This window comes from Kribbella sp., assembly GCF_035687465.1.
Lineage (GTDB): Bacteria > Actinomycetota > Actinomycetes > Propionibacteriales > Kribbellaceae > Kribbella.
The window spans coordinates 1-4,204 of sequence record NZ_DASRXP010000033.1 but is presented as its reverse complement, the minus strand read 5'-3'; the positions used below and the strand labels follow the sequence as shown (position 1 = coordinate 4,204).

Below are 4,204 nucleotides of genomic sequence, written 5' to 3'. Positions count from 1 at the left end.
CGCCGACGGCCCGCCCGCGCTGGTCGTGCCGAAGCTCGAGGCACCCGGGTACGCCGAGGTACCGCTGGCTGAGCTCGGCGTCGAGATGATCACCTGGGTCGACAGCGAGAACCCGTACGCCGCGGTCGCGGACCGACTGGGGGATCTCGAGCGGGTCGCGGTCAGCGATTTCACGCCTGCACTGCACGTACTCGCATTGCGCGACGCGCTGCCGCGGGCTCGTCAGGTGCTGGCCGGACCCATCATCCGGGAGTTGCGGATGCGGAAGGACAAGGCCGAGATCGACGCACTGCGGCTGGCCGGTGCCGCGATCGATCGGGTCCATGCCCGGGTTGGCGAGTGGTTGCGCCCCGGCCGGACCGAGGCCGAGGTCGGCGCGGACATCGCGGCAGCGATCGTCGAGGAAGGTCATGCGACCGCGGACTTCGTGATCGTCGGGAGTGGGCCCAATGCGGCCAGTCCGCATCACGATGTGTCGGATCGGGTGATCGAGTCCGGTGATCTTGTAGTGGTCGATATCGGTGGGCCGGTGCCTGCCGGGTACTTCTCGGATTCCACCCGGACCTACGCAGTCGGCGAACCGCGTGATGCGGACGTGGCCGCGACGTACGCGGTGTTGCAAGAGGCACAGCGGGCGGCCGTGGAGGCGGTCCGTCAAGGTGTGACTGCGGAGTCGATCGACGCGGCTGCGCGCGAGGTGATCGTGGCTGCCGGGTTCGGTGACCTGTTTATCCACAGGACCGGACACGGGATCGGGCTCGACGTGCATGAAGACCCGTACATTGTTGGTGGGAACGAGCTGATTCTCCAACCAGGCATGACGTTCAGCGTCGAGCCGGGCATCTACCAACCAGGTCGGTGGGGCGCCCGGATCGATGACATCGTGGCGGTCACGGAGGACGGGGTCGAGTCGTTCAACCAGCGCCCGCACGAGCTGACCATCGTTTAGCTGGCGCGAAAGGTCTTCCGGTAGGCGAGAGGAGAAACGCCGAGCTCTGTTCGAAGGTGGTGCCTCAAAGAGGCCGCGGTGCCGAGACCGGCCGACTCGGCGACGCGGTCGACGGAAAGGCTGGTCGTCTCCAGCAGGTGGCACGCGTGCCGGACGCGTTGCTGCAGCAGCCACGTGCCGGGGGACTGCCCGGTCTCGGCCTTGAACCGCCGGCTGAACGTGCGGACGCTCATCCCGGCGTGGGCGGCCAGCGCGGCGAGCGTGATCTCCTCGTCCAACTGGTCCAACGCCCAGGCGCGGGTGGGTGCGGTCCCTTCGCTGCCCTCGTCGGGGACGACCCGCTCGATGAACTGGGACTGGCCACCGTCACGCCAGGGCGGGACCACGCAATGCCGGGCGGCGCGGTTGGCGACCTCGCTGCCGAAGTCGCGACGGATCAGGTGCAGGCAGAGATCGACGCCTGCCGCGAGTCCGGCCGACGTGATGATGTCACCGTCGTCGATGAACAGGAGGTCTTCGTTGAGCAGCACCTTCGGATACAGGTCGCGGAACATCTCCGCCCGTGCCCAGTGCGTGGTCGCCGGCCGGCCGTCCAGGAGTCCGGCCGCGGCGAGAACGAACGCGCCGGTGCAGATGGACGCGATCCGCGCGCCGGGACGGATCGTCCTCAGCGCCTCGGCCAGGTCGTCGGGCAGGGTCCCCTCGTACCGGGGCTGACGGATGTAGGTGCCCGGGATGATCACCGTGTCCGCCTCAGCCAGGGCCTCCACGCCATGGTCGGGGATCAAGCTGAACCCCGCGCCTGCCCTGATCGGAGCCACCTCGAGCCCGCAGACGCGGACGTCGTACAGCGGGGTTCCGTCGGCGCGGGTGGCCGCGCCCAGGACGGTCGGCGGGATCGTCAGGTCGTAACCGACGACCGGTTCGAGGGCCAGCACGGCGACGCGGTGCGGCGGGATCAGGTGCATGGCCATATCTTGACACGTGGTGGCGGTCTGGCCACTGTTTCCGGGTCGGGAACTTCGGCAAACTCTTCTGGTGACCGAGATCCTGGAGAAGAAGAGGACGGTCAGGCTGCACCGCGCCTGGCCTGTGGCCGCCGTCGGCTTCATCACTCTGATCGGTGCCGCCGGGTTCCGCTCGGTGCCCAGTGTGCTGCTCGATCCGCTGCACGAGGAGTTCGGCTGGTCGCACGCGACGATCTCGGCCGCGGTCTCTATCAACCTTCTGCTGTACGGCCTGATCTCACCGTTCGCAGCGGCCCTGATGGACCGGCTCGGTCTGCGCAAGGTGGTCAGCGGCGCGCTGCTACTGATCGCGCTGGGCAGCGGCCTGACGGTGTTCATGACGTCGGCCTGGCAACTTCTGCTCTGCTGGGGATTGTTGGTCGGGGTCGGGACCGGCTCGATGTCGTTGACGTTCGTCGCGACCATCACGGGACGGTGGTTCGTCCACCGCCGCGGCCTGGTCACGGGGATCCTGACCGCCGCCGGTGCGACGGGCCAGTTGATCTTCCTGCCGTTGATCGCCGCGCTGGCCGGTTCGTACGGCTGGCGAGTGCCCGCCCTGGTTGCCGCTGGAACTGCGCTTGCGGTGGTCCCACTCGTGCTGCTGTTCCTGCGGGACTACCCGAGCGATGTCGGCTTGACGGCGTACGGGGCACCGGAGGGAAGTACCGCCGGGCAGCGCGTGGAAACGACCGGGAGCAGCGCGATGCGAGCCCTGACCGCGCTGCGGAAGGCGATGCGCCGGCCGGCCTTCTGGATGCTTGCGGGTGGGTTCGCGATCTGTGGTGCGTCGACGAACGGGCTGATCGGCACCCACTTCGTCACCGCGGCGCACGACCACGGGATGCCGGTGACGACTGCTGCCTCGCTGCTGGCGTTGGTCGGGGTGTTCGATGTCGGCGGCACGATCCTGTCGGGCTGGCTGACAGACCGGTGGGATCCGCGCTACCTGCTGATCGCTTACTACTCGCTACGCGGACTGTCGCTGCTGGTGCTGCCGTCGCTGCTTGGTCCGTCGGCGCAGCCGAGCGTCTGGGTGTTCATCATCTTCTACGGGCTCGACTGGGTCGCCACTGTGCCGCCGACGGTTGCGTTGTGCCGCGAGTGGTTCGGTGTGGACGGGCCGATCGTGTTCGGCTGGGTGTTCGCGTCACACCAGATCGGGGCGGCGATCGCGGCGACCGGCGCCGGCGCGATCCGGGACGCGCAGGGCGACTACAACCTGGCCTGGTATCTGGCCGGGGGACTGTGTGCGGCGGCCGCGCTGATGTCCGCGAGTATCGGACGGCGACTGCTGCCCGCTTGAGGCTGTCCGTTAGCCTCGACCTTGGTTGAGGTTCCAGCGGGGAGGCGACATGGACATCGAGCCGGGCGAACTGACGGTAGGGCAGTTGTCGGAACGAAGTGGCGTGGCGATCTCCGCCCTGCACTTCTACGAGCGGCAGAACCTGATCATCAGCCGCCGCACGTCAGGCAACCAGCGACGGTACAAAAGGGACACTCTGCGCCGCGTCGCGCTGGTCCGGGTCGCCCAGCGGGTCGGCATCCCGCTGGCCGAGGTGGCCGCGATCCTCGCCCTGCTGCCGGACAACCGGACGCCGAACCGCAAGGACTGGGAGCGGATCTCCGAGTGCTGGCAGGCCGAACTGGACCGGCGCATCGTGCATCTGGAGCAACTGCGCGACGACTTCAAGGACTGCGTCGGCTGCGGCTGCCTCTCCCTCGACCTCTGCGGCCTGGCCAACCCGTACGACGTACTGGCGTCGAAGGGCCCGGGTCCGCAGCGACTGATGGACGAATCGGGCAATCCGTGTCACCCGAGCGGAGACAGTTGTCCACAGGAGAGCTCGGGGTCCCGGCGAACTGTGGGTGCCGACGTCTAGTGTCGTCGGCATGGGTGATGCGCTGAAGTTGACGGACGAGCGGGCGACGACTGCCGCGGGTGTGATCCGCGCGATCGCCGGCGACGCCGCGCGGTTGCGGGACGATCAGGAGACCGCTGTCGCCGCGCTGTGCCAGCCGAACGCGCGCGTGCTCGTCGTCCAGGCGACCGGCTGGGGCAAGTCCGCCGTCTACTGGGCGGCGACCGCGATCCGGCGGTCGGAAGGCGCGGGACCGACGCTCGTCGTGTCGCCTCTGCTCTCGTTGATGCGTGACCAGGTGGCCGCCGCGGCTCGAGCGGGACTGCGGGCCGCGACGCTGAACTCGTCCAACGTCGATGCGTGGTCCGGGATCGAGAGCGACCTGC

General features: G+C 68.6%; 5 protein-coding genes. 4 read left to right on the top strand and 1 reads right to left on the bottom strand.

Going from position 1 to position 4,204, the window contains the following annotated elements:
• Window positions 1-949: M24 family metallopeptidase (locus VFG33_RS01625; RefSeq protein ID WP_325021577.1), on the top strand; the 949-nt coding region annotated here is incomplete at its 5' end.
• Here VFG33_RS01625 and VFG33_RS01620 read toward each other — a convergent pair.
• Window positions 946-1,917 (bottom strand): GlxA family transcriptional regulator, encoded by a 972-nt coding sequence (locus tag VFG33_RS01620; protein ID WP_325021574.1) that lies wholly within the window; start codon window positions 1,915-1,917, stop codon window positions 946-948. The genes VFG33_RS01625 and VFG33_RS01620 overlap by 4 nt on opposite strands.
• 70 nt (window positions 1,918-1,987) lie before the next feature.
• Here VFG33_RS01620 and VFG33_RS01615 point away from each other — a divergent pair, with 70 nt between their 5' ends.
• The 3 genes from VFG33_RS01615 to VFG33_RS01605 form a co-directional block, all read left to right on the top strand.
• Window positions 1,988-3,262, top strand: a complete 1,275-nt coding sequence (locus VFG33_RS01615) for an MFS transporter (protein ID WP_325021572.1) — start codon at window positions 1,988-1,990, stop codon at window positions 3,260-3,262.
• Between the two features lie 49 nt (window positions 3,263-3,311).
• Entirely contained in the window at window positions 3,312-3,839 is a 528-nt protein-coding gene (gene soxR, locus VFG33_RS01610; protein WP_325021571.1) for a redox-sensitive transcriptional activator SoxR, read from the top strand.
• A 10-nt stretch (window positions 3,840-3,849) separates the two neighbouring features.
• Window positions 3,850-4,204 (top strand): DEAD/DEAH box helicase (locus VFG33_RS01605; RefSeq protein ID WP_325021569.1); only part of this gene is annotated, 355 nt, incomplete at its 3' end.

Bases quoted from the DNA above. Each gene is read 5' to 3' on its own strand.
- soxR (WP_325021571.1), top strand. From the start codon at position 3,312: ATGGACATCGAGCCGGGCGAACTGACGGTAGGGCAGTTGTCGGAACGA.
- VFG33_RS01620 (WP_325021574.1), bottom strand. From the start codon at position 1,917: ATGCACCTGATCCCGCCGCACCGCGTCGCCGTGCTGGCCCTCGAACCG.